The organism is Ornithinibacillus halotolerans (assembly GCF_014637405.1).
In the GTDB taxonomy this organism is placed as follows: domain Bacteria; phylum Bacillota; class Bacilli; order Bacillales; family Amphibacillaceae; genus Ornithinibacillus; species Ornithinibacillus halotolerans.
In genome coordinates this window covers 20,110-45,413 of record NZ_BMEY01000024.1, presented here as the reverse complement: position 1 = coordinate 45,413, position 25,304 = coordinate 20,110, and the positions used below count along the sequence as shown (strand labels likewise).

Here is a 25,304-nt window from a genome sequence, read left to right as displayed (position 1 = left end):
CTGGTAAATAAGTCCAATCAAAAAAGTACAAGAACTCCTTAAGTTCTTGTACTCTTATTAAAGTAAATTATTATTCTAAGTTTTCTCGAATGAAGGTTAATGCGTCTTCTACATGTCCGTCCACTTTTACTTTACGGTATTCTTTTTGTAGGTTTCCTTCTTTGTCGATAATAAATGTTGAGCGTTCAATGCCCATATATTCTTTACCAAAGTTCTTTTTCAATTTCCAAACATCATATGCTTCCGCTACTTCATGAGATTCGTCTGCTAATAATAAGAATGGAAGTTCATGCTTATTAATAAACTTCTGATGACTTTCGACTGGGTCTGGACTCACCCCAATAATAACTGCATTTAATTCTGCAAAGCTTTCATGATTGTCACGAAAATCACAAGCCTCTGTTGTGCAGCCTGGTGTCATATCTTTTGGATAAAAATATAGTACAACATGTTTCCCTCTAAAATCTTCTAAACTTACATTTTCCCCATCTTGATTAGGTAGAGTAAAAGTTGGTGCAGCATTTCCAATTTCTAATGTCATCATAATACCTCCAAACATTTCTTATACAATTACTATAACACTCCTAATCATTCGTTTCTAATCATGTGACTTATCCTGACTTCCTTGTGTTCGTTCTTGGTGTACAAGATGAATGACAAATGCAGTTGGAAGTACATACCCGATTAGAGCTTCAATAAGTGCTATTAATCTGCCTATCCCTATAGGAGTGATGTCTCCATAACCGATAGTTAACATCGTTACACCACTAAAATAGAATGAATGTATCATCGACCCAACAACATTGACTTGCCGTAATTCTCCACCCTCCACTAAATAAATACCTTCAAAGGAAAGAATAAAATAAATGATTCCAAATCCAAGAATAACAATCGTATACGTAATAATTAATGAATAAAACATCTCCACTGAAAATCTTCTTTCTTGCATTTTTATTCCTAGTATTGTCTTCTCTCCTAATACGAATCCATATATACTTTTTGCGATAACATAACTTACTACAATAACTAATAGCCATGGTATTATGCTCATACTATCTCCCTTTTCAATGGTCATTATTATAGCTTATGCAATATTACCGGAAGGCTTGTCATTTTCTTTTCCATGTTCTCTACGCTAAAATAGGTAACGGTATCTATATGGATTTTATAATGGAGGTATTATAATGAATTTCAAAACATCTGAAGCACTTCATGAAGAAGCTCAGCAGCATATTGTTGGTGGTGTTAACTCACCATCACGTGCCTATAAAGCAGTTGGCGGTGGTGCCCCAGTTTATATGGAGCGAGCAAAAGGAGCATATTTTTGGGATGTCGACGGAAATAAATATATTGATTATTTAGCAGCATACGGTCCAATTATTACTGGGCATGCTCATCCACATATTGCAGAAGCCATTAAAAAAGCTGCCGATAATGGGGTGTTATATGGTACTCCTACACCATTAGAAAATAGATTTGCAAAAATGCTAAAAGAAGCAATCCCATCTTTAGAAAAAGTACGCTTCACAAACTCTGGTACAGAAGCTGTGATGACAACAATCCGTGTTGCTAGAGCGTATACTGGACGAACAAAAGTTATTAAATTTGCAGGAAGTTATCATGGACATTTCGATGCAGTTCTTGTACAAGCAGGATCAGGTCCTTCTACACTTGGAACTCCAGATTCAGCTGGGATTCCCAAGTCTGTAGCACAAGATGTGATTACTGTTCCATTTAATGATATTGATGCATACAAGCATGCACTAGATAAATGGGGCGATCAACTAGCATGTGTATTAGTGGAACCAATCGTCGGTAATTTTGGAATCGTTGAACCGAAAGAAGGCTTCCTTCAAGCTGTTAACGACTTAACACATGAAGTAGGAGCACTTGTCATTTATGATGAAGTGATTACCGCCTTCCGCTTCACCTATGGTAGTGCACAACAAGTATATGGAATTGAACCAGATATGACTGCAATGGGTAAAATTATTGGTGGAGGCCTGCCGATAGGAGCTTATGGTGGAAGAAAAGATATTATGGAACAAGTCGCTCCATTAGGTCCAGCCTACCAAGCAGGAACAATGGCAGGAAATCCCGCTTCTATGGCTTCAGGAATTGCATGCTTAGAAGTATTAAAACAAGATGGCGTTTATGAAAAGCTAGATGAACTTGGGGCAAGACTAGAAAAAGGCATTGAAGACAAGGCTAAGGAACATGGAATTCCATTATCTATTAACCGCTTGCGCGGAGCATTAACGATCTACTTTGGAACTACGGAAGAAGTATTTGACTATGCAGGTGCAGAAGACTCTGACGGCGAGGCATTTGCTAAATTCTTTAAATTAATGTTAAAGCAAGGAATTAATCTAGCACCGTCTAAATATGAAGCTTGGTTTATAACAACTGAGCATACAGAGACTGATATTGATCAAACAATTGAAGCAGTTGGAAATGCTTTTATGGAAATGAGCTCTAAATAAAAATATAAGTTGCCTGGTCGCATAAGGGAGATCCCTTTGCGACCATTTACTTTTTATATGCTCACAACTCAATCATTTTGCAATATAATCGACTGGAAATGATAATTTCCCTTAACTATTTCCTTAGGGACTATATTAAAAGATTTGATTGTAAAATACTTTGATACTAAATCCTTTATCGCTTCATCTTCATAAAAGGAAAAGAACCGCTTCGGTGTGTAAAAATCATCTTCCCATATCCCTTCAAAATCTTCTCCACCATATACTCCCATGTAAAATAATCCAGTCGGCTTTAATACACGTTTTATTTCTGTTAGTACTAACCCTATCTCATTCTTAGGAACATGTAATAGACAATTCATTGCCCAAACAGCATCAAAATGGTGATCAGGAAAGGTAAGATGCTTAAAGTCCATTACCTTTGCATCTAACCCCTTTTTCTTACATAGTTCTACCATTTCCGGTGATATGTCCGTACTTACAGGACTTAAGCCTTGTTCTTTAAAATAAAGACTGTCCTTACCTGGTCCTGCGCCAATTTCTAATATGTTCTGTGCATTAATGCTTTTTAAGTATGTTAAAAAAGTGTCTCGCTCTTTAACCTTCCAATCTTGAACTATAATTGAATCTCTTTCTTTCGCTTTCTTGTTATAAGCTTCAATAATATTATTTTCAAGATTTTGCTTCAATTGCTTCTCCCTTCCCCAAAATGAACTTTTTATATATTAGCTAACTTCATAAACAAACTTGGATCTAGTTCTTCACTTTCAATGACAATCACTAACATACCTTCAACTGTTTTTGTTTCATGCCACTCATCCTTTTGCCAAAAGACAGCATCTCCAGATTTCACATAATGGTATGTATCTTCCTCATTACGCACATACCCTTCCCCATCAACAACTAATAATAATTGAGGTACTACTGCCTGATGATATCCAACGATTCCAGATTCACCTAAGTGCATACAGCCAATGTTTGCTTTTGAGTTTGTTTGAATAATACGTGACATAATAAAGTCAGAATTAAAATGAGTAATCTTCTTCCCATTATCTTTATCAAATCTATAAAACTCCATATTTTCCTCCTAATGAAATTTATAAATTAAACTCTACTAAGAAAGGATGCTTACTCTCATCTAAACAATATTCAATTCGTTGCCTGAAATTATCAAGTTCTATCATATCTAATGCTTCTTTAATTGGAAAAAAGCCTACTTCTAAACTTTCAGCACTTGTCGTTGGTTCGCCTCCAATTGGTTTAGCTAGAAATAGAGTATTACTGATAGAACGGCTAACATTTTGAAAGATTCCACAGAACTTTATAATTTCAACATCAATTCCGGATTCTTCTTTCGTTTCTCTTATCGCAGCTTCTTTCAGTGATTCTCCTTCTTCGACTTGACCACCTGGCATCTCCCATCCTCGACGTGGACCTTTTATTAGTAAAATTTCATTCTGTTCATTTATTACTATGGTTGCTGCAGAAATTATATGTTTTGGTGGTATCATGTTTCTCCCCCTCGTTAAATTCATGTTCTTTTCTTTCTTAATACTAACACAATTTTAAAAATATAATTAATAATGTTAGTATAGAGTTAATAGTAACAAGATATATGAAGTAGGAGAAGAATCGATGATTAAATATGTAAAATGGGAAGATTCGTTGGTCAAATTAACTTGGAGTGCTGGCAATGACCTTCCACCAAGAGATCTAATTACGAGTGTTCATGGATTTTGTTTTCAAGATAATAAATTACTATTAGTTAAATTAGACAATAGAGGTTGGGATTTTCCAGGTGGACATATTGAAGAGGGCGAAAGTCCGGAACAATGTATCCATCGTGAAGCATATGAGGAAGGTTATGTAACTGGAACTATTACTCTGTTAGGAAAAATAATTGTAGATCATTCCGAAAATGTAAACTGGGATCCAAGTAGTCCCTATCCTAAAGTTGGGTATCAATTATTCTATCGTATGGACATTGATCAAATCCATCATTTTAAAGCTAATTATGAATCTAGTGAAAGAATCTTTATCAATCCTAATAAAGTAGAGGAATATTATACACATTGGAATGAGCTTTACGATGAAATACTGGATTATGCGTTAAAAAAGTAAAAAAAGCTCTATCATTTCGTTAGAGCTTTTTTATGCTTGAAACTATTAAATTATCAAATGTTTGAATATCTCTTACGTAATCAAAACCCGATTCCGAGGCATTTACTCGATTATACATTCTTACTGCTACCGTATTATATTTCGGAATAACCGTACAAGAACATCCTGATGCACCAAGTATTTGATAGGAACCCTCTGGTAAATCTGCTCCTAATTCATTATAATCGACTGAAACATCACCATCTTTTATCCACCATAAAAAACCGAATTTCGGAAGATGTTTAGGAAATGAGTTCGGACTTTGAATCGTTGTAGCAAAATCAAAAACTTCCATTGGTAGGATTTGTTTTCCATCAATGAACCCTTTTTGAAGATGTAAGTTACCCCAATATGCTAACTCTCTAGCACTTACATATAAGTTACGATCATCGCCTATATTCGAACCTAATCGTAATGTTGGATAACCTTCTTTGGAATTAATATTCCCTACTAAATTTGCATTTCCTTCCGTAACCCAGCCAGTACTCTTCCATTCTAAAGGTTGAAACACATGCTTTGACAAGATTTCATTTAATGTTTTACCAGTTGCTTGGAATAAAATCTTTGCTAGAATCTCCGGTCTTTTCCCTTCCAGATTTGTACCAACATCAAAAACTTGTTTAACTTCTGTCTTACTAAACTTTAACCCTGTACTACGTGTTAATAAATGTCTTATAGTTGTATTGCCAAGAATTTCACTATCATATTCGGTTAGATATGTACTTAGTTTATCTTCTAAACCAATATCCCCTTCGTATATAGCAATGGCTATCGCAAGACTTACATATGTAACTCGTACTGAATAAACATTAAACCGAGAAAATTCATTTATTGCTTTTGCACCACTTTCGAAATGATGTCTACCTGAATACCATTCATGTACAATCTGATTATTCTTCATAATGACTAAAGCGGAACCTGATGCATGAATTTCATTTTTTACTTTTTCTGTATAAGCTGTAAGTTCTTTAAAAGCTGTCATGCCTTATCCCCCTCTCATGAATTCCTCAATTGTTTCTTTTGAAAAGACGGCTTTAGTTCTGCAATGAGAATTGCTGCCATAATTAATATAGCTCCTACTATCATTCTACCTGTTAATATCTCATGGAGAATAAGTACCGATAAGACCATTCCAAAGAAGGATTCTAACGAAAGGATAATTGCCCCTTTCGTTGCAGTTGTATATCGGAAAGCAATATTTTGACATAGATATGCAATGGCTGTAGAGAAGACAGCTAAATAGATGATGGAGTAAATCGCTTCCGTCTCCATTGTTGTTGGTATTTCCCCACGTATACTAATCATAACCAAACCGAGAAATGATGCTGTAATAAATTGCATAATCGTAAGGGCGATTGCATCCTCCTTCTTTACAAAGTGATTCGTATAAAAAATATCGAATGCAAAAGCCACTGCACAGGCTAGAGAAAGCAAGTCACCTATATTAATTGTCATCGTTCCTTCTAATGAAAGAAAGCCAATCCCCATTATGGCAATAATAGACCCCCACACTTCAAATCGATCTATCTTTCTCTTATAAATAAAATAAGCAATTACCGGTACAATAACAACATTAACTGCTGTAAGAAAGGCATTTTTAGATGGCGTTGTATATTCTAATCCAACCGTTTGCAAAGCAAATCCAGTATACAAGATTGCACCCAATATAGCACCTTTCCAAACTACTGACTTCGTAAACTTTCTAAATTTCCTTCCAAATAGAAGAATTAATATAATTGTAGCTAAAACAAATCTCCCTGCCATCACTTGATAAGCAGTTAAATATTCCAATGCGATTGCAGTAACAACAAATCCACTCCCCCATACAATCGCAGTAATTAGCAATAAACCATCACCTAGATACTGTTTCATCTTTGTTTCTCCTGTCTTTGTCTATATGTCTAACTCTATAAATATACATTTCATTATAATAGTTATTTGATAATATAGCATGGTAATTTGGAAAGTAATTAGGAAGTTCGGGTGTATTTTGGAGATTACTCGTCGGGACCATATGTCATTTGGGGGCGAACCAGTGCGGAAATGATGTATGGCACGCACTTATTAGTCATTTCGGACTCGAGTCATTGGTGAAATAATGTTTGACGGACTCCCTTTTATCATTTCAAACTCGTAACACTAGTGAAATGATGTTTGGCTGCCCCCCATTTATCATTTCGAACTCGTACCACTGATAAATTGATGTATGACCACTTGAATATTGATACAAAAAAGCCATGCCGGAAATTTCCTCCAACATGGCTACAACATAAATTACTTATCAGTTTTCTTTTTATGACTTAAATATATTTTTTTAGAAATTAATGTCTGTATAATCATGATCAATCCGCCAACTGTCCAATATAGCGGCAACGCAGCTAGCGTATTAATGGAAATGACACCAATCATAATTGGTGATAATAAACCAATTAAAGCCATTTGCTTTTTCATCTTAGGATCTAGTCCAATTTGAGAAACCTTATACTGGATAAAGTATACGGCTACAGCAATCGCAACAAGCAACAAATCAGTTTCCCCAAGATTAAACCATAAGAAAGAATGGGTAGCTATTTCCGGTGTTTGTCTAATTGCATAAAAGAAACCTATTAAGAATGGAAACTGGATGAGCATCGGTAAACATCCACTAAAAGAAGCTAATGGATTGAAATTATGCTTCTGATAAAGACTTAGTAATTCTTGTTGCAATTTCTGTTGAGCTTCGGGATTATTCTTCCCTTTATACTTATCCTGAATGGCATCCATTTCTGGCTTTAATTCTTTCATTTTATCTTGGACTAACAAGTTATTTTTCGTTTGTTTAATCATGAATGGCATAATTACAATACGAATAATTATCGTAATTATAATGATAGAAAGCCCATAATTATCATTAAAGAAGACAGCAATTGTTTTTATTAATGAAGAAAAGCTCTCTACGAAAATAGTCTGAAACCAACCGGATGAAGAACCAGAATCAGCGCTAGAACATCCAGTTAGTAATATTAAAATACTTATGATTCCTAATAAACTTGTTTTCCGTAAGAAAGTGAATACAGATTGTTTGAACATGTTGTTCCTCCTTGATTCTTTATTAGTTTAAATAAAGTCAAGAATGAAACATGTTCATCATCATCATCATCCGGAACTTCAATTCGCTTCGTAATAATTGCTAACCAATTTCTCTTTTCAATCATTTCAATGACCTGATCAGCATTTGGTTCAGAATAATTTTGAACTTGTAAATCAGATAAGGCCAATTGGTTTCTTGAGTAGATTGTATATTGATTTGGTAACAATCGAATGACATAGAAAACGGATAGTATCGTACTTAAATAAATATACATCGGTGAAAAATCACTTAGTAATTCAAATATTAAATCCAGCAACAACTGTATTCACCTCCTCTTCACATAGCTTATATACGTATCAAACTCCAGTAAAGTTTCATTTTCTACTGTTAAATTCAATCATCTAAATGTTGGACTTGGTACAAGTCATAATAACTACCTTTTGATTCCATTAGTTCGGAATGAGAACCTACTTCTGTTATTTCCCCATTTTCAATGACTACAATTCTATCTGCATGTGTTATAGTAGCCAGTCGATGAGCAACGATAAATGTAGTTCGGTCTGATGCAAGCTTTTCCATTGCTTCTTGTATCATATGTTCACTCTCTAAGTCTAAAGCAGAAGTTGCTTCATCAAAAATGAGAATTGGAGGATTCTTCAAGAACACTCTTGCAATAGCTACACGCTGCTTTTGTCCTCCTGAAAGTTTTACACCTCTTTCCCCAACTAATGTGTTATAACCTTCAGGTAATTCCATTATAAAATCATGAGCATTTGCTGCTTTAGCAGCCTCAATCACTTCTTCGTCTGTTGCATGTGGATTTCCCATTCGTATATTCATTGCTACTGTATCTCCAAATAAAATATTGTCTTGAAGTACCATTCCAATTTTATCTCGGAGTGTTCGTGCTTCATAGTCACAGATATCTACCCCATCAATTTTTAATGACCCACCAGATACATCATAAAAACGAGGAATTAAACTTATCAAGGTTGATTTTCCTCCGCCACTCATTCCGACTAATGCAATGGTTTCACCTTGTTTGACTTCTAAATTAATATTTTTTAACACTTCATTTTCCTCATAGCGAAATGATACATTTTCAAATGAGATATCACCATGGATCCGTTCTGCTTTAATTGCATTTGGCTTATCGACAATATCATATGGTTCATTCATAAACTCAAAAACACGGTCAATTGAAGCGATTGACTGAACAAGAACTGTCGAAGAATTTATTAATCTTCTTAACGGGCTATATACCCTTTCTAAATAACCAAAGAATAAGATCATTGTACCAAGTGACATGTTGCCAATAATAACTTGGTAACCTGAATAGGTAATAACTAGTAGTGGTGCTAAATCCGTAATCGTATTTGTCACAGCAAATGTTTTTGCATTCCAATTTGTATGTTCTAATGCTTTATGAAGGAACTTATTATTTTCATTATCAAATTGCTTTTGTTCATAATCTTCCAGCGCAAAACTTCTCGTGACTTGTACACCTTGTACTCGTTCATGTAAATGCCCTTGCACTTCAGCTAATGCTTGTGACCTTTCGCGAGTAAGATTTCTTAAGCGACCATAAAAATACTTAATTGCAAACCCAAACAACGGAAATAATGCGATAGCGACAAATGTAAGTGGAACATCATGTGTTAACATAATACTAATCGCAATTAATATTGTAATTAAATCAAGCCAAACATTCATTAATCCAGTAATCACAAAATTCTTCGTTTGTTCGACATCATTTATTACCCGGGAAATTATTTCGCCAGTTTTTGTCGTAGAATAGTATCTAAGACTTAACTTTTGCATATGGTCAAACAGTCTATCCCTTATGTCATAAAGGATTTTATTGCCTACCCACTGTGCCAAGTATTGACGGTAATATTCGACAGGTGGACGAAGTACGAGGAAAATGATAAATGCACCACCCATCATCCAAAATAAATGTGATGTTTTTTCGTCAATAGACCACGCATCTTGTTCAATAATGTCATCAATTACATACTTCAATATCAATGGAATTAATAATGGAATTCCAAATTTGACAATACCTATCAAAATTGTCCATAATATTTTCCATTTATATGGTTTTACATACTCCATGTACTGTTTAATACTACTCATGTCCATCAACTTTCTTTATGTATTTTAGGTATTACCTAATATGCCTCAAAAAAGTAAAACCCTTGCTACAAAAGTAACAAGGTTCCTATATTATTGCTAAAATCGATATGTAAGAAATCGCTCATACCACTGATCAACAAAACCTGGAGAAAACGGTCCTTTTCGTTGTTGCACCCATCGTTGTAAATCAGCAATATTATTATAAAGAATCCGGTCAAGAACTCCAGGGTAGTTCATTTTATCTCGATGAATCTGATATTCATCCTCATCTAATAAATCATAAGTCATATCAGGATACACTTTTAAATCTAAGTCATAGTCAATATACTTAATGGAATTCTCCTCAAAAACAAATGGCGAGCTAATATTACAATAATAATGAATACCATCATTACGAAGCATTCCAATGACATTAAACCAATGCTTGGCATGAAAGTAACAAATTGCAGGTTCTCTTGTAATCCAGGTACGACCATCACTTTCAACGACTAATGTTTTATCATTTGCCCCGATGATAACCTGTTCTGTCCCTTTCAAAACAATTGTGCTCTCCCACACCCGATGTAAATGGCCATCGTGTTTGTAACTTTTTATTTGTATATCTGATCCAGCACTCGGAGCAGTCATCTGATCCCTTCCCATTCTAAAAACTTAAACAATTTAGATGGTCCTTATTCTTGGAAGATACTTCATGTATGGATGTCCACCTATTTTTCTATCTATTATAAGGGGTACGAATTAAAATTTAAAGTATTTAGGAATCTAATGGTAATAATGGAAGGGTAATCTCTTATGCCTGGTAGTTTTTTTCTTGAATTTCACAATAAAAAAGAAGAGCTTTCGGGAGAGAGAAAGCTCTTCTTTTAATTCGAGGGTAGGTATAATTATTTTTTGTTAGCTTGAGATTGTTGGTTTTGCTTTCTTACTTGTTGTGCATCAGTTTCAGAAGCAAATTCTGTACCATACTTCCCTTGGCCTTGTTGAGCTTGAGCATTTTGTTGTTTTACATGCTGCACGTTAGTGCCTGAAGCTGTTTTCTTTGGGTTTGCCATATTTATCACCTCCGACAGTTATAATATCTCCATTTACTTTTTGGTTATCCATGTAAATTAAATTGAGATATTAACAAAAACTGGGAGTCAAAGTAATTATATATATTGCTTCATCCTTAAATGTGAAACAGGAAATGGATAGTTAATAAGTTCTTGTTTAGGTACAAATTTAATATTTTTATTCTTTATATTATCTTCTATTAACAAGGCAGTATATATATCTAAATTCCATGTTAGGTGGGAGAAGACATGTTTTAATTCTCCTTGTTTTTTACCTAATTTAATGGTGAATCCATGATTCGAGTATATCCATTCCTCGATTTTTTCTATCGAATTCTCTTCTAATGGAACCATAGGATATTGCCATAAGTTGGCTAATAGTCCTTCTTCAGGACGCTGTTCAATACCTATTTCTCCCTGTTCATTTTCAATTAACAATACAGCATATGACTGTGTTTTGTTTTTCTTTGCCTTTGATTTGATAGGCAATTGCTGTTCCACCCCTAAATCAAATGCTCGGCAATGTTCTTGTACAGGGCAAAGTAGACAAGTAGGTGATTTGGGCGTACAGATTGTTGCTCCTAAGTCCATGATTGCCTGATTAAACGAAGAAGGGTCTTCATGCGATATTACTTCTCTCGTTAAAGTTTCGAATAATTTCTTTGTTTTTGCTTGGGCAATGTCATCATCAATATTAAGTACACGAGAAAAAACACGCATAACATTACCATCAACTGCAGGTTCCGGTTGATTGAATGCAATGGAAAGAATTGCACCTTTTGTATATGAACCAATCCCCTTCAGCCCTTCTAACTCTTTAGGTTTACTTGGAACTTTTCCATCATATCTTTCCACTACTTCCCGTACGGCATGTTGCAAATTGCGTGCACGCGAGTAATAACCAAGCCCTTCCCAAGCTTTTAACACCTCTTGTTCCTCAGCATTAGCTAAATCATAGACTGTTGGGAATTGTTCAATAAAGTTATAAAAGTACGGAATAACCGTATCAACTTTAGTTTGTTGAAGCATAATTTCAGAGACCCAGACTTTGTAAGGGTCGTTTGTTCTTCTCCAGGGTAAGTCACGCTTATTTGCGTAGTACCATGTTAGAAGGTCATTCTGAAATTCCTTAATATTAAAATTTTGTAACGAAGTCTTTGGATCCGTCATATAAACACTTCCTTTATGGTACACTAGATATACACAATTGAACTTTTATTCCACTATACTTTATATAGGAGGAAATCTAATTTAATGGATACAGGAACTCACATTGTCATGGGAGTAGCCCTGGCAGGTCTATCTACACTAGACCCGGTCGTAAATAGTGACCCCACATTATTTAATGCTGTACTAGTCGGGACTATTGTCGGCTCTCATGCACCGGATTTTGATACAGTTTTAAAATTACGTAATAATGCAACTTATATAAGACACCATCGAGGTTTAACCCATTCAGTTCCAGCTGTCATCTTTTGGGGCGTATTAATCGCAAGCTTAATTCATCTTTTTGTACCACAAGTTAACTTTTGGCACCTCTATGGATGGACGGCATTTGCTGTGATTGTCCATGTTTTTGTCGATATATTTAATGCTTATGGTACCCAGGCATATCGCCCTTTTACAAATCGCTGGATAGCGCATGGTTTTATTAATACATTTGATCCGTATATATTTACTTTACACTTAGCAGGAATCGTTGCATGGATACTGGGTGCACATCCTGGCATTACATGGATTATCATTTATGCAGTGATTCTATTATATTACATTAAACGATATATGGATAAGAAAGAAATTGTAAACACCATTAAGGAATATTTTCCAGGTATGACAGAAGTCGCAACATCACCAACGGTCAAGCAAAATTATTGGCGAGTTGCTATTACAACGGAGACACATTTCTATGTAGGTACCGTAGAAAATGGACATATAGAAATTGTAGATGAATTTGAAAAGGTTCCATTACCAAACTCTCCCCTTATCGATATCGCCAGAAAAGATAGTAATATATCCGCATTTTTATCCTTTTCACCTGTATATCGTTGGGAGATTAATGAGTATGATGATTATACTGAAGTTCGTTTTATCGATTTACGATATCGCTCAAAAACCTATTATCCATTCGTAGCAGTTGTACAAATTAATAGGGAAAATGAAATCATTAGCTCCTACACAGGATGGATATTCTCAGAGCATAAATTACAAAACAAACTATATGTTGGGGATAACCCAGTCTTATAAACTAAACGAGAGAAGTGCTTAATTTAAGCCTCTCTTGTTTTTTATTGAATTGGTTCTAATTTGCAACCGTTGGCGGCATGTACCAATAGTTTATAAAGAACTGTATGTTCCCATATTTAATAGTAATGTTGTGAAAGGGCACATAGAACGCTTCTATATGACTTTAATAGCTCAAATTAGATTAAAAAGTCACATAGGATGTTTCTATGTGACCAGTTCAGTTTGTATCAAGGTAAAAGGGTACATAGACCTCTCCAATATGACCTTTTCAGCTAATATCCGGTCGTTAGGTCCTATAGAATACTTCTATTTGACCTAACTGTGGTAATTATCACTAAAAGGGCTTATAGAATCCATCAATCTGACCAAATTTTCTTAAACACTCTAAAAAGGTCACATAGACCAATGCTATGTGACCCATCCAAATATATCTCTTTTATTAGAGGAACATAACTCGACTCATTCCTAATTAGTCATTCAGCCGCTTCCCTAACAAGGAAATTGGAAATGCTTCTTCCTTTTCATACACTTCGTCTAATAAGTTAACGCGGTGACCCCAAGCAAAAATTCCTTCTAAATAGTTTATTTTAAATCGATGACCTGGATCATTTCGAAATTCATATGTGCGACCAGGTGTAAAATCTTCTGGATTCAATGTATAAGATAACGCTACTTGCATTTTTCTTTCATATATTTGAACTTCACTAATATTTCCTAATTGCTCTGCCTTCTGAGCTTTTTCCTTAAATTCCCCTACTAAAGCATATAGTTGTTCAATAGATAAATCACTATATCTATAATTCATATGATAGTCTCCCTTCCACTCTCTTTACATTTTAGCAACAATTTAGGACAATTAAAATGGAAATACATTATAAAAAAACAAAAAGGTGGTTACAGTAATGCCTACAGTTGCTATCACGGGAGCGGGAACAGGACTAGGAAGAGCATTAGCATTTGAATATGCTAACAATGGCTATAAAGTTTTTTTACTTGGGAGAAGAAATGACCCATTACAGGTTGTCCAATACCAAATACTAGAAAATGGCGGCGATGCAGAAGTTGTTCTTTGTGATGTTAGGGAAATAGCTTCAATCCAAATCGCTTTTCAAAGAATTGGTAAATTAGATGTCTTTATTAGCAATGCGGGAATCGGAACATTTGGACCACTTGACGATTACAGAGTGGATGATATTGAAAAAACACTTAACACCAATGTAAAAGGAACAATTCTTACTGTTCAGCATGCACTACCATTAATTCGCGAAAGTAAAGGACGGATTCTCACTATTATTTCGACGGCTGGATTGCACGGTAAAGTAAATGAATCTGTTTATTGTGCAAGTAAGTTTGCCGTAAGAGGCTTTACGGAAGCACTTCAACAAGAATGGGAGAAAGAAGACTTTTCGATTACTGCCGTATACATGGGCGGGATGAATACTCCATTCTGGGATAAATCGGAACATGTTAAAGATCCAACAAGATTAAAAGGGCCAGAAGTAGTAGCTCAACAAATCTTTGCGGAAGATGATGGGCGTAAAGAAATTGTGATTGATCGATAGAGGAGTGGATTTTTCCACTCTCTATTTACTCTATCTCCTCATCAATAAACTGATTAATGAGATCAATTGGAAATCCTTTTCGATATAGTCCTTCTTTCACTTTCATTTTAAGTTCATATCCGGATTTTTTTCCAGTATGTTTCCTAATTAACTTTTCCCCATGATACACCAATGACTCCCATTCTTCAGTGTCATCACGATTATCCACAACAGAAGAGATTACAGCTTGGACAACATCAGAGGTAAAACCTTTCTGTATTAACGTCATTCGGAGCTGTTCTAATTTTTTATTAAAAGAATCTTTCTTACTATTCCCGAGTTTTTTATTCACCCATTTTAAAGCCTTCTCAAATTGTGTATCATATGTGTAGAGGTTAATGACTTTATCAGCAATTGCAGCCTCAATTCCTTTTTCCATTAACTCTCGTTTTACTAACATTGGACCTTTGGACGTTGTATTCATTCGGGTTATCGTAAATGCTTCAGCAAATTGCTGATCATTAATAAGCCCTTCTTTCATTAAGCGCTTCATGATTTCATCAATATGTGGTGGTTCAACCTCTTTCTTTGCTAAGTAATCATACAATTCTTTTTTAGACCTCATCCGATAACTTAAATAGTTAATTGCAAGTAAATAAGACTTTTGAATGGAATCTTGTTTCTTAATAAGGTCAATTGTTGCTTCATCTAATTCAAGTCCTTTACGTAATCCGTATTCAATTAATACTGCTTCGTCCACACTGAAGGCGTACTTATCATGATTTCCTTCAACAAAATATATATTATATCGTTGTTTACTATTTTTCTGTGTCGTAATTCTACTTATTGTTTTGGGCACGTTCATCACCTCTTTTGACTATCATAACATGGAATAAACAATAGATTAATGGAAGTGAGGAGAAACATTATGAATATACTAATTTCAGGTGGTACAGGTTTTGTAGGAAGTAAACTAGTTGAACAATTATCATCATTAGGCCACCATTCCTACATATTAACTCGTACACCTAACACATTCTCTAACACAAAAAGAACCTTTTACATAAGTTATTCAAACACGATGGACCTTCCGCCAATCGACGTAGTGATTAACCTTGCTGGTGAAAGTTTATACGGATATTGGACTAAAACTAAAAAGGAAAAGATTAAGTCTAGTAGAATTGAATCAACTAAATTTCTTGTTGAATTAATGTCAAAAATGAAGAAAAAGCCTGAAGTATTTATTAGTGGTTCTGCAGTAGGTTACTACGGTACATCGGATGAAAAGATTTTTACTGAAAATACTGTAGAACCAGGAAATGATTTTCTAGCTGACGTAGTCGTTGAGTGGGAGAACACCGCAAAAGAGGCAGAAAAGCTAGACATTCGAACTGTTTTTGCGAGATTTGGAGTAATTTTAGGTATGGATGGTGGGGCTTTACCATTAATGGCACTACCAACAAAACTATACTTTGGTGGACGGATTGGTAATGGCAATCAATGGACCTCTTGGGTTCATATTCAAGATGCCGTAGACCTAATCATTTATGTCATCAATAAAAAATCAATACAAGGTGCACTTAATGTGACTGCACCAAATCCTCTAAGGAATCAAGAGTTCAATCAAATTTTATCTAAAAGTCTTAAAAGGCCTTATTGGTTTCCTACTCCGGGTGCTATCATCCGAATCGCAACTGGTGAGATGAGTCAACTTGTATTAAAAGGACAATATGTGTTACCAAAAAAAGCGTTAAATGAAGGTTTTCAATTTACGTATCCGACACTAGAACTAGCTCTCCATCAATGTTTTCAACGTGTAAAGAAAAATTAATATTTTTGTCGATTTTTTTGTTAAAAAAGTAGTTCCCTTTTGCAGTATTTCATAGTATTATATGTATTGTTACAAGAGACGTTTGTCAAAATATAATAGGGAAGGCAAATGGTGCGCCACCTGTTTAACAGGTTCTAGTGGGTTCGATTCCCACCCCGAATTTTTGTTGATCTTAATAAAAATTCGCGGGTGGGCTTCCAACTAGAATCTCTCTTTTTTTGGATACCCTCCTGCATAAATAAGGAGGGTTTTTTTATGCTAAAAAAGCGTGATTTACATGAGGTGCCAGTTTTATTTGAACTGATGTCCCACCCAGAAGTATTTCCATATGTTAGACATAAAGCAACGACAACAGATGAATTCTATTTCTTAACAAAGAAAACAATCGAAGCTGAAGAACACGGTGAGCTGATCTCAAGGACGATTTTGGATGAATATCAACAGCCAATTGGCACAATTAACTTATTTGATATTGAACAAAATCACGGTTTTTTAGCAACATGGATTGGCCAGCCTTATTTTGGAAAGGGTTATAATCGCTTAGCGAAAGAACAGTTTTTCGATGAGCTATTTTTCGAATATGATATTGAAACAATCTTCATGAAAGTTCGAAAATCCAACATCCGTTCCACCAAGGCCGTTCTAAAACTTCCTTATGTTGCTCTAGGCAACACCATTTACCCTGAAGTCTACCAAAAAATTAATCAAGCTGAAGAGATTTATGATATTTTTGCGATTTCTAAAGAGCATTATCTTTCATACAAACAATTCGCTCATGTTGACGCAAACGTCGATGAAGAGGTCGTATAACACTGTATATTAATTACATTTTTTGGTTATTCTAAACAGTAATAATGTATGAGTGAGGGATAACCATGGCTAAAGAAAAACGCGAGGTAAGAGATAAGTTTTTAAATAAAACACAGGAAGTTTTATACCAAAAAGAATTTAAAAAAGCAGACCGTGCAAGACAACGAACAGACCGAAGTTAATCTCGGTCTGTTTTTTATTTTTCCTCTTTAACTCCTGCTAATACATTCCCTCAAAAGACCATATCCCCCACCCCTTTGTACACAGTTATTTGTTAATAACTATTCACAACCCCTTGTGGATAATGTGGATAAACCCTAAAAATCGTTTTATATTAGCAAGACCCCTGTGGAAAAAACTGTGATTATTTTTACCTATTGACATCAAAAAGCAACTGTTATATTATAAGTATAACAGTTATTACAACTATACTAAGCGAAGGAGTGTGCTATATGTGCTTATACAATTAGATTTTGAATCCAATGATCCTATATACCAACAATTAGTCGATCAGATTATAGAAGGAATTGCACGTAAGGAATTACAGCCAGGTGAAGGTCTTCCTTCTGTTCGTTCATTAGCTGCAGATATTGGTATCAATCTTCATACAGTTAACAAAGCATATAAACAGTTAAAACAAGAAGGCTATATTCTTATCCATAGACAAAAAGGGGTAGTTATTAATCCAGATGGTGTTCCTAAGGCGGATGAAGATTTTAGGCAGCGAATAGAAAAAAGTCTACGCCCTCTAATTGCTGAATCAATCTGTCGAGATGTTAGTGAAGAGGAGTTCATTAAACAATGTAAGCAATTATTTGAAACTTTTAAAGGAGGTAATACGTAAATGAATGTGATCTACTTACTTGTTATTTTAATACCCGCATTTATTTCTACTATGTTTATACCATATTGGACGAGGCGTACCGAAAGTTTTGGTGTTTCTATTCCTGAAGATGTTTATCATGCAGATAACATTAAACAGCTACGAAAAAAATATGTCATCTACTCTGGAATAGCCAGCTTAATCCTAACTATTGTATTTCTACTACTAGGTTCTACAAACATGGACGATACCACACTTAGTCTTTATTTTTCTGGTCTTGTTTTTATCTATTTATTTGCCACTTTTTTAATCTACCTCTATTTCCACCGCATCATGAAACAGCTAAAACAACAAGAAAACTGGAGTAAAGAGAAATCTCAAGCAACTTTTGTAAAAACTGATTTTCGTAGTAAAAAGTTAAATCATTCTAATTTATGGTTTACTATTTCTTTTATTATTACCTTTGCAATGATTGCACTTACTTTTATAAATTACGACAAAATTCCAGAGAAAATCCCTATGCAATATAACTTTGATGGAGAGATCACAAATTGGGCAACAAAATCAGAGCGTTCTGTTTTAATGATGCCTATAATGAGTCTTTATTTAACATTATTATTTATGTTTTTAAATACAATGATTGCTAAAGCTAAACAGCAAATAAGTGCAGAAAGACCAGAAGAATCATTACAGCAAAATATTATCTTCAGAAGAAGGTGGAGCGCATTTCTAATTGGAACTGGATTAGGGACAACGATATTATTATCATTTATGCAGCTCTCTCTGATCTATCCTGTTAACCAACAATTAATGACGATTGTACCAATGATTTTTGCTCTAATTATAACGGTTTGGGCTATCATTTTATCGGTTACAACTGGTCAAGGTGGAAGCCGAGTAAAAATATCTATGGGTGCTAATGGTGAAGTGATTAATCGAGATGAAGATAAGTATTGGAAGTTAGGTGTATTCTATTTTAATCCAAAAGATCCTGCTCTATTTCTTGAGAAGCGATTCGGGGTTGGATGGACAATCAACCTTGGTAGACCAATGGCATGGGTTTTCTTTATTGGAATCATTGCTATAGCAGTTGGAATTCCTTACCTTTTAGGAATGTAACTATAACTAAAATTTATTAGAAGGAGTGTACAATGTATGGAAGTACTTACAGAGAATATTCAACTTTTCTTACCTCTTATTATTATTCAAGTAGTATTATTCATTGTTGCAATCATCGACATAATAAGAATTAAGGAAACAAATGGCCCTAAATGGATTTGGGTCATAGTAGCTTTCTTAAGCATACTTGGTCCAATTATCTACTTCATCTTTGGAAGGAGGAGGGATTAATGACTTTAGTAAAGGTCCAGAAACTAACGAAGACGTATGGTAAGAAAACAGTAGTAAATGGAATTGATATAGAATTTGGTCATCATAAATGTGTTGCTTTAATTGGACCAAATGGTGCAGGAAAAACGACTACATTACGAATGCTTGCAGGATTGTTAAAACCAACATCTGGTTCCATTTATTTTGAATCACAAAACAAAACACCGGATATCCGAGAGTTTATTGGCTATTTACCACAATATCCAGCCTTTCATACATGGATGACTGGAAGAGAATTTCTCACTTTTAGTGGAAAATTAGCAAATCTTTCAAAAGAAGAAGCTAACAAAAGAGCAGATGAATTACTCAAGGAAGTTGGTATTTCGAGAGAAGCTCAAGATGAACGAATATCTCGTTATTCTGGAGGAATGAAACAGCGCCTCGGTATTGCTCAAGCAATTATCCATAAACCAAAACTATTGATTTTAGATGAACCGGTAGCATCTCTTGATCCAATCGGAAGAAGAGAAGTACTCATCTTAATGGAAAAATTAAAAGAAGAAATGACGATTCTTTTTTCAACCCATATTCTAAATGATGCAGAAGAAATTAGCGATGAATTAATTTTACTGAATGATGGAAAAGTAATCGAATCTGGAAAATTAACAGAATTACGGAAGAAATATCAAACAACTGTAATTGAATTACAAGTCGATGATGATATTACAAAGTATGTAGACAGAATTAATAATCTTCAAGCCGTCTTAAATACAAAGATAGAACGAGATATTCTATACATTACTTCAGACCATTTAAATAATGCTAGAAAAGAGATCCTCAATTTAGTCCTGACAGAAAACTGGCCAGTTACAACCTTCTCTATTAATAAGGCTTCTCTAGAAGATATGTTTATGAAGGTGGTGAATTCCTAATGCAGTGGATGACGCTATTAAAAAAAGAACTATTAGAAAACTGGCGTAATAAAAAATGGATTTGGGTTCCTTTGGTAATCATCTTATTATCAATAATGGATCCATTAACTACTTATTTTATGCCACAAATTCTTGATTCTGTTGGTGGAATGCCAGAAGGTACTGTTATCGAGATGCCTGAATTTGCACCAGCTGAAGTTGTTCTTATTACGCTCGGTCAACTAAGTAGTTTAGGAGTATTAATAGTTGTATTAATTACGATGGGAACAATTACTGGAGAAAGAAAAAGTGGTGTTTCTGAACTTGTGCTAGTTAAGCCTGTTTCCTTTTGGAATTATATTAGTGCAAAGTGGGTATCATTTTTACTCTTAGTTTGGGCATCGCTGTTCTTTGGTATCTTAGTTCATTGGTACTATATTAACATTCTCTTTGGAAACTTAAGCTTTACAGAATTCTTAACAATCTTTTTCTTCTTTGGTGTATGGCTTACATTTGTTGTATCTTTAACTATTTTTTATAGTTCGGTAGTTAAATCTACTGGTCTAGTTGCCTTTTTTACAATATTAACGATCATGGCAATGAGTCTTGTCACAGAGATATTCCAATATGTGTTGGATTGGAGCCCGAACAATTTATCTGATTATATTTTTGAGTCTTTAGTAAATGGTGAAGTAGTAAGTGACTTATGGATAACAGCAGGTATAACATTTGGCATTTCGTTGTTATTATTAGTTTCCTCGGTTCAAATATTCAAACGAAAAGAAATGGTTATATCTTAATTAGGGGGACTGTCCCCCTAAAAAGGAACAAGTAATATTTCTATTACTTGTTCCTTATTTTATTATCTCTTTTTCTCTATCGTAATTCTTCTTAAGAAAATGAAGGAGATAAGGAAGAAGAGAAATCCTATTCCTAATACTTGATAGAAAAATACGATATCAATTTGTTTTACTAGATTAGAAATAAAATCGAAGATCCATCCTTTTGCCATCCCTAATAATAACGCCACACCTAATACTCCAGTTACAGCACCTCCACCAGCGATTCCAAATTTGTAAAACAGTAGACCAAATACAAACATGGCAGCTAGTAAGAAGAACATCATACAAATATCGATGATAACTCGATTAAACCATGTATCGTCAAACATCATTGCTGGATGTATGAACAAAAATGAGGTGATATTTGCATTATCAACAATTAATAAGACTAATTCTTGAATAATATTAGCAACCAATGCTTTGAAAATAGCTAATAATATGAAGAACAAACCAATACTAATAAAAATATTCTTACGTGTCGCTCCTATCTTAATTGCAAACGGGATACTTTCTTTTACTGCTAAAAATCCTAAAAATGCGCAGTAAAAGTAAATTCCAAATGGGAACCCAAAGGCCATCATCCCATCTTCATATCCAAGTAAGAATATGGAAAAGGAAATGGAAACTACTAATACCAACAAAAGAATAGACCAGAATATGAGAAAAGAATGTCTAAAGTCATTAACATAAAAATAAAGTAACCCTTTTATTTGGTTATTCATTATGAAGCACCTCTCTCAGTAAGATAGATCATTAATTCTTGAATCGGTACACCTTCAACAGACAAACCTGTTAACTTTGCTTCTTCAATATGCCCATATACATAAGCAGTCATCATTCCAGCTAATTTCTTTGTATCTAACACTCTCTTATTCTTAATAAATTTTTCTACTTGTTCGCTCTTTCCTGACACTGCGTAGGCACTATTTCTTAAAACATCTGCATTTTCCTGAAGTGCTAATTCTCCATCTTGAATAATTAGTACTTCTTCAAACATTAGACTTACTTCATCGATTAAATGAGTAGAGAAAATAATCGTTCTTGGATTTTCTTCATATTCCTCTAACAATATTTGGTAGAACTTTTTACGAGCTGCAGCATCTAAACCGATATAAGGTTCATCAAAAATAGTGATAGGTGCCTTACTTGCAAGCCCTACAATAATTCCAAGTGCAGATTCCATTCCTTTAGACAATGATTTTACTTTTGCTTTTACATCTAAGTTATATTCCTTCACTAATTCTAATGCTAAAGCCTCATCCCAATTCGGATAAAAGAACGAACTAATTTTTAACACATTTTTGATCGTTAAATCCTTTTTAAAATTTTGTCCTTCTTTTATTAAACAAATCGACTCTGTAAGCTCTTGGTTATCAAATGGATTTTTTCCTTCAATGAGTATCTCTCCGTCAGAAGCAATAATCTGTCCTGCTAAAATTTCCATGAAAGTAGTCTTTCCTGCCCCATTTCGACCTAATAAACCATATATTCCTGGTTCTTCTAACGTAAAAGAAATAGAATTTAAAGCAGTTTTTGCACCATATTTCTTTGTTAGATTTTTTACTTCAATTTTCATTATTATCATCCCCTTTCATCATACTTAGCAACTCTGTTTCAGTAATGTTTAACTTTCTAGCTTCTTCTTTCAAAGGCAAGATGTACCTTTCAAAGAAGGTTTGTTTCCGCTTAGCTATTAGAATTTCTTTCGCGTGATCTGTCACAAACATACCGACACCCCTTCGTTTGAACAAAATATCTTCTACTACAAGCTCGTTTATCCCTTTTGCAGCTGTTGCAGGATTTATTTTGTAAAAGGCTGCAAATTCATTAGTTGACGGTACCCGCTCACCTGCTTTTATTTCGCCATTTATAATGGAGTCTTCTAATTGTTCTTTTATTTGAAGGAATATTGGCTTGTTATCATCCAAACTATTTTTCATCTTTAAGCTCCTTCGTTCTATGGTTAATTACTTATGTAACTAACCATAGAACATTAACATCTGAAAGTCAATACTTTTCAGAAAAATTATTTTTAAAAAGGGCAGTCACTCTAGCATATAGAGTGACTGCCCCTTTTTTGGATGAATATATTTATTCTTCTGAAACCTTATCTACTATACTTCGTAATACATACAAAGAGTGTAACCATATACAAAGGGGATTACGATGTTCGAAATTGTAAGTAATAATGTAGAAATCTATATCATAATTTATGGATTAGTAATTTTATGGATTAATATTGATTATTTAAGAGAACACAAAAAAATCCAAAAAGGACTTGAAGAACTTTCACCAGAAGAAGAAATATTTTTTAACCCTAATAGCTTTTCAGTTATGGTGATTGGATTACTTTTTAATTTTATCCGTCGTTGGCTGATGTATCTTATTGCAATTACTTTTATTGATAATTTAATTCTAACAATAATGCTATTTGTATTATTTGTTGTAGGCTTATATGATACGTTATTCAATAATAGCTTGCCAAAAGTAAAAAAGTCGAAAATCGGATTGTATTTAGCAATAATAGATACTCTGTGGATCTCATTTTTTATTATTTACCTTGTGATGCAAGTAATTTAAGGGGGATAGTCCAGCGACTGTCCCCTTCTATTATCAGCTTTCTAGTAAAAACTGTAATGGCGATTTTTGAGGATAGACGAGATAGTTTTCTCCCTCTGTATGGACCACTAAATCACCATGTACTGCAGTTGAAAAAATATTCGTATCAAGTTCCATCAACCGTTGAATGACTCGATTGACCGGGTGGCCATAGTCATTATATTGACTATAAGTAATAATCGCTACTTTGGGCTTTACTTGTTCTAGAAAGTTTTTAGAACTACTTGTTTTTGAACCGTGATGAGCTATTTTAATTATTTCTGCTCGTACATCGTATTTTTTCCCAATCTTTGTTTCTTGTTCATCTTCAATGTCACCCAAAAATAAAAAATCAACATCGTTATAACTTAATTTAAGTGCAATGGATGATTGGTTATTATTTTTATATTTACCATAAGCATTTAGAATTCGAAAATCGAGTAATGTATCAATACGAATTTCTTTATCAGCTTTTGCAACTGTTAACGGTATCTTCTGTTTACGAATTTCATTCATATAATTTGCATAGGCACGTGTCACATGCAGTTTACCTGAATCTAATATCTCTTTAACTTTAAACTCTTTCATTACTGTAGGTAATCCACCAATATGGTCCCGGTCTGGATGAGTAGCTATAATGAGATCAATTTCTTTTATACCAAGACCTTTCAAGTAATTCACCACTTTTTTTCCTGCTTTTGGTGGTCCCCCATCAATTAATATATTTTTATCATTTGGGGTCTGGATAAATATGCTGTCCCCTTGTCCTACATTAATAAAATGTACATCCATCTTTTTAGCAAGACTATGGATAGGTGTACAGTCAAATGTTACAAAGACAAGTAAGAAAAACATAAGGGTAATTATTCTTCTGCATTGCAACATATACGTTACATCCTTTTTAGAGAAGTTCTTTATTATTTTGTACCTACAGGCAGGCATTTATTTACTAAAGTTTTTTCCAACTTTTAATCTACTTTGTTTTAATAAAGGATTTAATGATTTGATTGCGAATATATATATTATTGGAAAAGGGGGAATGCGTTATGAGTACAAAACTTCATTCTTTAGAGGGATTACAGATATAAATAACAGATAAAGGTGGAGATTTTTATTAACGTAGCAATGGTTAATGTATTAGTCAATTCAGAAGGAAATGATTTTAACGAGCGTGAACAAAAGATTCTAGAAGTACTTCTGTTAAACTTAGCAGCTCAAGCAAATGCACAGACAACTCAAAAAGGTATGGCCATGAATCCAGTCGATAGAGGAAAAGATGATTTATTTCATTTTCAATTCGCTTGGCAGAAATCGCTTTCGGAAGAGAAGTATAATGAATTTGCAGAAGCAGTTGAGAGTAGATATGACGTTGCTTTTCAAATGTGTGAATTAGAAAACGTTCATCTATCATTTATGATAAATTCTTATTCTAAGTCTTAAAAAAAGAAGGTATAATGCTCTCCTTATGAGAAGC

The 25,304-nt window shown here is 34.2% G+C and carries 33 protein-coding genes; 14 read left to right on the top strand and 19 right to left on the bottom strand.

Annotated elements, in window-relative coordinates; genetic code table 11:
* Window positions 1–70 precede the first annotated feature (70 nt).
* Window positions 71–541, bottom strand: coding sequence for a thioredoxin-dependent thiol peroxidase (gene bcp, locus IEV35_RS17650; RefSeq protein WP_188385977.1), 471 nt, complete (start codon window positions 539–541; stop codon window positions 71–73).
* 57 nt (window positions 542–598) lie between these two features.
* Window positions 599–1,051, bottom strand: a complete 453-nt coding sequence (locus IEV35_RS17645) for a potassium channel family protein (RefSeq protein WP_188385976.1) — start codon at window positions 1,049–1,051, stop codon at window positions 599–601.
* 133 nt (window positions 1,052–1,184) lie between these two features.
* Between IEV35_RS17645 and IEV35_RS17640 the strand changes: the two genes are divergently transcribed.
* Entirely contained in the window at window positions 1,185–2,483 is a 1,299-nt protein-coding gene (locus tag IEV35_RS17640) for a glutamate-1-semialdehyde 2,1-aminomutase (protein WP_188385975.1), read from the top strand.
* Window positions 2,484–2,551: 68 nt separating this feature from the next.
* Here IEV35_RS17640 and IEV35_RS17635 read toward each other — a convergent pair whose 3' ends face one another.
* Genes IEV35_RS17635 through IEV35_RS17625 form a run of 3 tightly spaced genes read right to left on the bottom strand, consistent with a single transcriptional unit; the run spans window position 2,552 to window position 3,994 of the window.
* Complete coding sequence (locus IEV35_RS17635) at window positions 2,552–3,172, bottom strand: class I SAM-dependent methyltransferase (RefSeq protein WP_188385974.1); 621 nt, start codon at window positions 3,170–3,172, stop codon at window positions 2,552–2,554.
* Window positions 3,173–3,201: 29 nt separating this feature from the next.
* Window positions 3,202–3,561, bottom strand: coding sequence for a cupin domain-containing protein (locus IEV35_RS17630; RefSeq protein WP_188385973.1), 360 nt, complete (start codon window positions 3,559–3,561; stop codon window positions 3,202–3,204).
* Between the two features lie 19 nt (window positions 3,562–3,580).
* Window positions 3,581–3,994 (bottom strand): NUDIX hydrolase, encoded by a 414-nt coding sequence (locus tag IEV35_RS17625; protein ID WP_188385972.1) that lies wholly within the window; start codon window positions 3,992–3,994, stop codon window positions 3,581–3,583.
* Window positions 3,995–4,118: 124 nt separating this feature from the next.
* Here IEV35_RS17625 and IEV35_RS17620 point away from each other — a divergent pair, with 124 nt between their 5' ends.
* Window positions 4,119–4,604, top strand: a complete 486-nt coding sequence (locus tag IEV35_RS17620; protein ID WP_188385971.1) for an NUDIX hydrolase — start codon at window positions 4,119–4,121, stop codon at window positions 4,602–4,604.
* A 19-nt stretch (window positions 4,605–4,623) separates the two neighbouring features.
* On the opposite strand, the gene IEV35_RS17615 is transcribed toward IEV35_RS17620, so the two are convergent.
* The 8 genes from IEV35_RS17615 to mutY all read right to left on the bottom strand — a co-directional run bounded on the left by IEV35_RS17615 (window position 4,624) and on the right by mutY (window position 12,071).
* Window positions 4,624–5,625 (bottom strand): serine hydrolase domain-containing protein, encoded by a 1,002-nt coding sequence (locus IEV35_RS17615; RefSeq protein ID WP_188385970.1) that lies wholly within the window; start codon window positions 5,623–5,625, stop codon window positions 4,624–4,626.
* A 14-nt stretch (window positions 5,626–5,639) separates the two neighbouring features.
* Window positions 5,640–6,515, bottom strand: coding sequence for a DMT family transporter (locus IEV35_RS17610; RefSeq protein WP_188385969.1), 876 nt, complete (start codon window positions 6,513–6,515; stop codon window positions 5,640–5,642).
* A 402-nt stretch (window positions 6,516–6,917) separates the two neighbouring features.
* Window positions 6,918–7,712, bottom strand: a complete 795-nt coding sequence (gene yidC / locus IEV35_RS17605) for a membrane protein insertase YidC (protein WP_188385968.1) — start codon at window positions 7,710–7,712, stop codon at window positions 6,918–6,920.
* Entirely contained in the window at window positions 7,664–8,032 is a 369-nt protein-coding gene (locus IEV35_RS17600) for a hypothetical protein (protein ID WP_188385967.1), read from the bottom strand. The genes yidC and IEV35_RS17600 overlap by 49 nt, the downstream gene beginning before the upstream one ends.
* A gap of 74 nt (window positions 8,033–8,106) precedes the next feature.
* Window positions 8,107–9,849, bottom strand: coding sequence for an ABC transporter ATP-binding protein (locus tag IEV35_RS17595; protein WP_188385966.1), 1,743 nt, complete (start codon window positions 9,847–9,849; stop codon window positions 8,107–8,109).
* A gap of 96 nt (window positions 9,850–9,945) precedes the next feature.
* Window positions 9,946–10,476, bottom strand: a complete 531-nt coding sequence (ntdP, locus tag IEV35_RS17590) for a nucleoside tri-diphosphate phosphatase (RefSeq protein WP_188385965.1) — start codon at window positions 10,474–10,476, stop codon at window positions 9,946–9,948.
* Window positions 10,477–10,733: 257 nt separating this feature from the next.
* Window positions 10,734–10,901, bottom strand: coding sequence for a gamma-type small acid-soluble spore protein (locus IEV35_RS17585; RefSeq protein WP_188385964.1), 168 nt, complete (start codon window positions 10,899–10,901; stop codon window positions 10,734–10,736).
* A 96-nt stretch (window positions 10,902–10,997) separates the two neighbouring features.
* Window positions 10,998–12,071 (bottom strand): A/G-specific adenine glycosylase, encoded by a 1,074-nt coding sequence (gene mutY / locus IEV35_RS17580; protein WP_188385963.1) that lies wholly within the window; start codon window positions 12,069–12,071, stop codon window positions 10,998–11,000.
* Window positions 12,072–12,155: 84 nt separating this feature from the next.
* Between mutY and IEV35_RS17575 the strand changes: the two genes are divergently transcribed.
* Window positions 12,156–13,145 carry a metal-dependent hydrolase gene (locus tag IEV35_RS17575; protein ID WP_188385962.1) on the top strand — a complete coding sequence of 330 codons (990 nt, stop codon included), beginning with the start codon at window positions 12,156–12,158 and terminating at the stop codon, window positions 13,143–13,145.
* A gap of 469 nt (window positions 13,146–13,614) precedes the next feature.
* On the opposite strand, the gene IEV35_RS17570 is transcribed toward IEV35_RS17575, so the two are convergent.
* Window positions 13,615–13,950: a YfhH family protein gene (locus tag IEV35_RS17570; protein WP_188385961.1), complete on the bottom strand. Its 336-nt coding sequence runs from the start codon at window positions 13,948–13,950 to the stop codon at window positions 13,615–13,617.
* 97 nt (window positions 13,951–14,047) lie between these two features.
* Between IEV35_RS17570 and IEV35_RS17565 the strand changes: the two genes are divergently transcribed.
* Window positions 14,048–14,707 carry an SDR family NAD(P)-dependent oxidoreductase gene (locus IEV35_RS17565; protein ID WP_188385960.1) on the top strand — a complete coding sequence of 220 codons (660 nt, stop codon included), beginning with the start codon at window positions 14,048–14,050 and terminating at the stop codon, window positions 14,705–14,707.
* A gap of 25 nt (window positions 14,708–14,732) precedes the next feature.
* Here IEV35_RS17565 and recX read toward each other — a convergent pair whose 3' ends face one another.
* The gene (recX, locus tag IEV35_RS17560) at window positions 14,733–15,545 is read right to left on the bottom strand and encodes a recombination regulator RecX (protein ID WP_229740794.1); all 813 of its coding nucleotides are present in this window, start codon (window positions 15,543–15,545) and stop codon (window positions 14,733–14,735) included.
* A 69-nt stretch (window positions 15,546–15,614) separates the two neighbouring features.
* Here recX and IEV35_RS17555 point away from each other — a divergent pair, with 69 nt between their 5' ends.
* The 8 genes from IEV35_RS17555 (at window position 15,615) to IEV35_RS17520 (ending at window position 21,190) form a co-directional block, all read left to right on the top strand.
* Window positions 15,615–16,517: a TIGR01777 family oxidoreductase gene (locus IEV35_RS17555; protein WP_188385958.1), complete on the top strand. Its 903-nt coding sequence runs from the start codon at window positions 15,615–15,617 to the stop codon at window positions 16,515–16,517.
* 255 nt (window positions 16,518–16,772) lie between these two features.
* A complete protein-coding gene (locus IEV35_RS17550; protein WP_188385957.1) occupies window positions 16,773–17,327 on the top strand; it encodes a GNAT family N-acetyltransferase in 555 nt (184 codons plus the stop codon).
* A gap of 65 nt (window positions 17,328–17,392) precedes the next feature.
* Complete coding sequence (locus IEV35_RS17545) at window positions 17,393–17,509, top strand: YfhE family protein (RefSeq protein ID WP_188385956.1); 117 nt, start codon at window positions 17,393–17,395, stop codon at window positions 17,507–17,509.
* Between the two features lie 272 nt (window positions 17,510–17,781).
* Window positions 17,782–18,171, top strand: coding sequence for a GntR family transcriptional regulator (locus IEV35_RS17540; protein ID WP_188385955.1), 390 nt, complete (start codon window positions 17,782–17,784; stop codon window positions 18,169–18,171).
* Window positions 18,172–19,269 carry a DUF1648 domain-containing protein gene (locus IEV35_RS17535; RefSeq protein WP_188385954.1) on the top strand — a complete coding sequence of 366 codons (1,098 nt, stop codon included), beginning with the start codon at window positions 18,172–18,174 and terminating at the stop codon, window positions 19,267–19,269.
* A gap of 36 nt (window positions 19,270–19,305) precedes the next feature.
* Window positions 19,306–19,500 carry a PLDc N-terminal domain-containing protein gene (locus IEV35_RS17530; RefSeq protein ID WP_188385953.1) on the top strand — a complete coding sequence of 65 codons (195 nt, stop codon included), beginning with the start codon at window positions 19,306–19,308 and terminating at the stop codon, window positions 19,498–19,500.
* On the top strand, window positions 19,500–20,411 hold the full coding sequence (locus tag IEV35_RS17525; RefSeq protein WP_188385952.1) for an ABC transporter ATP-binding protein: 912 nt from the start codon (window positions 19,500–19,502) through the stop codon (window positions 20,409–20,411). The genes IEV35_RS17530 and IEV35_RS17525 overlap by 1 nt, the downstream gene beginning before the upstream one ends.
* The gene (locus IEV35_RS17520; protein ID WP_188385951.1) at window positions 20,411–21,190 is read left to right on the top strand and encodes an ABC transporter permease; all 780 of its coding nucleotides are present in this window, start codon (window positions 20,411–20,413) and stop codon (window positions 21,188–21,190) included. The genes IEV35_RS17525 and IEV35_RS17520 overlap by 1 nt, the downstream gene beginning before the upstream one ends.
* 62 nt (window positions 21,191–21,252) lie before the next feature.
* Here the strand turns inward: IEV35_RS17520 and IEV35_RS17515 are convergent, their stop codons facing one another.
* Genes IEV35_RS17515 through IEV35_RS17505 form a run of 3 tightly spaced genes read right to left on the bottom strand, consistent with a single transcriptional unit; the run spans window position 21,253 to window position 23,172 of the window.
* Entirely contained in the window at window positions 21,253–21,954 is a 702-nt protein-coding gene (locus tag IEV35_RS17515; protein WP_188385950.1) for a hypothetical protein, read from the bottom strand.
* Entirely contained in the window at window positions 21,954–22,808 is an 855-nt protein-coding gene (locus IEV35_RS17510) for an ABC transporter ATP-binding protein (protein ID WP_188385949.1), read from the bottom strand. The genes IEV35_RS17515 and IEV35_RS17510 overlap by 1 nt, the downstream gene beginning before the upstream one ends.
* On the bottom strand, window positions 22,798–23,172 hold the full coding sequence (locus IEV35_RS17505) for a GntR family transcriptional regulator (protein ID WP_188385948.1): 375 nt from the start codon (window positions 23,170–23,172) through the stop codon (window positions 22,798–22,800). Before IEV35_RS17505 ends, IEV35_RS17510 begins: the two co-directional genes overlap by 11 nt.
* Before the next feature lie 226 nt (window positions 23,173–23,398).
* Between IEV35_RS17505 and IEV35_RS17500 the strand changes: the two genes are divergently transcribed.
* On the top strand, window positions 23,399–23,812 hold the full coding sequence (locus IEV35_RS17500) for a hypothetical protein (protein WP_188385947.1): 414 nt from the start codon (window positions 23,399–23,401) through the stop codon (window positions 23,810–23,812).
* A gap of 33 nt (window positions 23,813–23,845) precedes the next feature.
* Here the strand turns inward: IEV35_RS17500 and IEV35_RS17495 are convergent, their stop codons facing one another.
* The gene (locus tag IEV35_RS17495) at window positions 23,846–24,715 is read right to left on the bottom strand and encodes a ComEC/Rec2 family competence protein (protein WP_188385946.1); all 870 of its coding nucleotides are present in this window, start codon (window positions 24,713–24,715) and stop codon (window positions 23,846–23,848) included.
* Window positions 24,716–24,931: 216 nt separating this feature from the next.
* Here IEV35_RS17495 and IEV35_RS17490 point away from each other — a divergent pair, with 216 nt between their 5' ends.
* A complete protein-coding gene (locus IEV35_RS17490; RefSeq protein WP_188385945.1) occupies window positions 24,932–25,270 on the top strand; it encodes a hypothetical protein in 339 nt (112 codons plus the stop codon).
* Window positions 25,271–25,304 lie beyond the last annotated feature (34 nt).

Bases quoted from the DNA above. Each gene is read 5' to 3' on its own strand.
- ntdP (WP_188385965.1), bottom strand. From the start codon at position 10,476: ATGACTGCTCCGAGTGCTGGATCAGATATACAAATAAAAAGTTACAAA.
- IEV35_RS17505 (WP_188385948.1), bottom strand. From the start codon at position 23,172: ATGAAAAATAGTTTGGATGATAACAAGCCAATATTCCTTCAAATAAAA.
- IEV35_RS17535 (WP_188385954.1), top strand. From the start codon at position 18,172: ATGAATGTGATCTACTTACTTGTTATTTTAATACCCGCATTTATTTCT.
- IEV35_RS17615 (WP_188385970.1), bottom strand. From the start codon at position 5,625: ATGACAGCTTTTAAAGAACTTACAGCTTATACAGAAAAAGTAAAAAAT.
- IEV35_RS17520 (WP_188385951.1), top strand. From the start codon at position 20,411: ATGCAGTGGATGACGCTATTAAAAAAAGAACTATTAGAAAACTGGCGT.
- yidC (WP_188385968.1), bottom strand. From the start codon at position 7,712: ATGTTCAAACAATCTGTATTCACTTTCTTACGGAAAACAAGTTTATTA.
- IEV35_RS17515 (WP_188385950.1), bottom strand. From the start codon at position 21,954: ATGAATAACCAAATAAAAGGGTTACTTTATTTTTATGTTAATGACTTT.
- IEV35_RS17510 (WP_188385949.1), bottom strand. From the start codon at position 22,808: ATGAAAATTGAAGTAAAAAATCTAACAAAGAAATATGGTGCAAAAACT.
- mutY (WP_188385963.1), bottom strand. From the start codon at position 12,071: ATGACGGATCCAAAGACTTCGTTACAAAATTTTAATATTAAGGAATTT.
- IEV35_RS17545 (WP_188385956.1), top strand. From the start codon at position 17,393: ATGGCTAAAGAAAAACGCGAGGTAAGAGATAAGTTTTTAAATAAAACA.
- IEV35_RS17640 (WP_188385975.1), top strand. From the start codon at position 1,185: ATGAATTTCAAAACATCTGAAGCACTTCATGAAGAAGCTCAGCAGCAT.
- IEV35_RS17530 (WP_188385953.1), top strand. From the start codon at position 19,306: ATGGAAGTACTTACAGAGAATATTCAACTTTTCTTACCTCTTATTATT.
- IEV35_RS17625 (WP_188385972.1), bottom strand. From the start codon at position 3,994: ATGATACCACCAAAACATATAATTTCTGCAGCAACCATAGTAATAAAT.
- IEV35_RS17495 (WP_188385946.1), bottom strand. From the start codon at position 24,715: ATGTTGCAATGCAGAAGAATAATTACCCTTATGTTTTTCTTACTTGTC.
- IEV35_RS17645 (WP_188385976.1), bottom strand. From the start codon at position 1,051: ATGAGCATAATACCATGGCTATTAGTTATTGTAGTAAGTTATGTTATC.
- IEV35_RS17630 (WP_188385973.1), bottom strand. From the start codon at position 3,561: ATGGAGTTTTATAGATTTGATAAAGATAATGGGAAGAAGATTACTCAT.
- IEV35_RS17575 (WP_188385962.1), top strand. From the start codon at position 12,156: ATGGATACAGGAACTCACATTGTCATGGGAGTAGCCCTGGCAGGTCTA.
- IEV35_RS17565 (WP_188385960.1), top strand. From the start codon at position 14,048: ATGCCTACAGTTGCTATCACGGGAGCGGGAACAGGACTAGGAAGAGCA.
- IEV35_RS17620 (WP_188385971.1), top strand. From the start codon at position 4,119: ATGATTAAATATGTAAAATGGGAAGATTCGTTGGTCAAATTAACTTGG.
- IEV35_RS17550 (WP_188385957.1), top strand. From the start codon at position 16,773: ATGCTAAAAAAGCGTGATTTACATGAGGTGCCAGTTTTATTTGAACTG.
- IEV35_RS17610 (WP_188385969.1), bottom strand. From the start codon at position 6,515: ATGAAACAGTATCTAGGTGATGGTTTATTGCTAATTACTGCGATTGTA.
- IEV35_RS17525 (WP_188385952.1), top strand. From the start codon at position 19,500: ATGACTTTAGTAAAGGTCCAGAAACTAACGAAGACGTATGGTAAGAAA.
- IEV35_RS17555 (WP_188385958.1), top strand. From the start codon at position 15,615: ATGAATATACTAATTTCAGGTGGTACAGGTTTTGTAGGAAGTAAACTA.
- IEV35_RS17570 (WP_188385961.1), bottom strand. From the start codon at position 13,950: ATGAATTATAGATATAGTGATTTATCTATTGAACAACTATATGCTTTA.
- IEV35_RS17500 (WP_188385947.1), top strand. From the start codon at position 23,399: ATGTTCGAAATTGTAAGTAATAATGTAGAAATCTATATCATAATTTAT.
- IEV35_RS17585 (WP_188385964.1), bottom strand. From the start codon at position 10,901: ATGGCAAACCCAAAGAAAACAGCTTCAGGCACTAACGTGCAGCATGTA.
- bcp (WP_188385977.1), bottom strand. From the start codon at position 541: ATGACATTAGAAATTGGAAATGCTGCACCAACTTTTACTCTACCTAAT.
- IEV35_RS17595 (WP_188385966.1), bottom strand. From the start codon at position 9,849: ATGAGTAGTATTAAACAGTACATGGAGTATGTAAAACCATATAAATGG.